A 1,931-nucleotide genomic window follows, 5' to 3' on the forward strand; every position below is an offset into this window, starting at 1 on the left:
CCCAACCTCCGCTCACCCTAGTTTTAAACTAGGGTGATTATTATCACAAATCATCTAAATATTCTTTTTATTCCACTGTTTTTTAAGATTTTTTCTTTATGTAATTCTATTTTTGTTATATCATAGTCCATAATATATCTTAATGGACTATTTATATGACTGACTCATCTGAAATCAAGTGGAATTACTCAAGCTATACAGACAAAATGGGTAGAACCTATATCATCTCTTACTACAATAAATGGGACCCGCTTAAGAAACAGTCTCGAGTTGCTAAGAGAGTTCATGTCGGTAGACTAAATGCCGATACAGGTGAAGTTTCTCTTAGTAAAGCCTTCCTTGAAGAACATCCTGAATATATCTGTGAGTCAGTCTTTTATGAGAATAATCAGCTGGTAGTAAGGTCTGATGAAGAGGCACAGGAAATCAAGAAAGAAGCAGAAATTGATTTATCCTGGAGATGTGACTGTATTTCCTTTGGCTTAACCTATACCCTATGGGAGATGGCAAGAAAACAGGCAATAATAAGTTCATTAAAAGCTGTTTTCGGTGATGATGGTGTTGAGTTTCTGAGACTTGGTATTTACGAACTCTGTTCCCATGGTATGGCTATGCATAACTATGAGGACTGGCTTTCCATGTATTACCTTCCTGATGCAAAACCTTTATCCAGTCAGAGAATCAGTCGTCTTTTAGCATCGGTAACTCAGGAAAAAATTGATGAATACTTCAAATTACGTCATGAGCGTCTTGTAGAGAGTCATCAGCAGAGAAAACAGCTAGCCAATAACAATGGAACCTATATACCGCCTATGATTATGGCGATTGATTCCACCAGTATCAGCACCTACTCTCAATCTATCGAGAATGCTGCCTTTGGTCATGCCAAACAGGATGACTTCCTTAAGCAGATTAACCTTACTTTATGTGTTGATTATGCAACAGGTGACGTCTGTTATGCCTATGAGTCAGAAGGCTCTATAAATGACATGACCGTATTTCCAGATATTCTCATGAGAATGCAGAATATTGGCCTAGATCTTTCTGATGTGCTCATTACTACCGACAGAGGTTATTCCTCGGTTATGAATGTGCAGAAACAGATTAACTGCAAATTGAAATTCCTTACAGGGGTTAAGCTCTCAGAGGACTCTATTAAAGCAAAAATCAATCGCTACAAAGACAGTCTTAACAATCCTCTGTTTATGAAAGGTGCTCTCGCTGTTTATGCCAGAACAGGTGAAATCGAAAAATGGAGTTCAACTGTCGATGGTATTACCGTAGACCATGATGTTTATCTCCACCTGTACCATGACGGTGCTCTTGGAGAACGTCAGACTATCTCTTTCATGTGTGAAGTTCAGCGTCTGCTGGACATTAAAAACAATAATCTGAAAATGGATAACAACCTCTGGAGAAACTACTCCAGATTCATTGAGCAGGATAAGCAGTCTAAGGTATGGCATTTAAATGCAGATGCTGTCCAAAAAGCATGCCGATACAATGGATATTTTGCTATTAGAACAAATGAGGTATCTGATCCGTTCGACAGTCTTGTTATTTATCGAGAAAGAAATATTGTAGAAACGGCTTTTAAACAGTTTAAGGTTTTAAATGATGGTGAACGCCTTAATGCAACAGGTTCTTCCTATAAAGGAAAGATTTTTATACACCTGCTGGCACAAACACTGAGAATGATGCTAAGTGTATCTGCTGCCGCTCATAAAGCAGAAGGAAAGGTATTACCAGGAGAATCACTTGAAAAGGCAATGTTGCAGCTGAAGAAACTGCAGGCCACAAAACCTGCAGGAAGAGGTATATATATAACAAAAGAGATCCCTAAAAAAACTAGAGATCTCTTTGAATTATTCTGTGTACCCTTCCCAAAGAAGCAGATCAAAAATTAGTAACTATGATCTGCGGAGGTTAGG

Annotated in this window: 1 protein-coding gene; it reads left to right on the forward strand. The window is 38.3% G+C overall.

The window, feature by feature from the left end; all coding sequences use genetic code 11:
- Positions 1–155: 155 nt before the first annotated feature.
- Positions 156–1,907 carry an IS1634 family transposase gene (locus tag B5D46_RS11905; RefSeq protein ID WP_078929640.1) on the forward strand — a complete coding sequence of 584 codons (1,752 nt, stop codon included), beginning with the start codon at positions 156–158 and terminating at the stop codon, positions 1,905–1,907.
- Positions 1,908–1,931: the final 24 nt, after the last annotated feature.

Source organism: Succinivibrio dextrinosolvens DSM 3072 (assembly GCF_900167015.1).
Classification (GTDB): Bacteria; Pseudomonadota; Gammaproteobacteria; order Enterobacterales; family Succinivibrionaceae; genus Succinivibrio; species Succinivibrio dextrinosolvens.

Coding starts and splice junctions, on each gene's coding strand:
- B5D46_RS11905 (WP_078929640.1), top strand. CDS start 156: ATGACTGACTCATCTGAAATCAAGTGGAATTACTCAAGCTATACAGAC.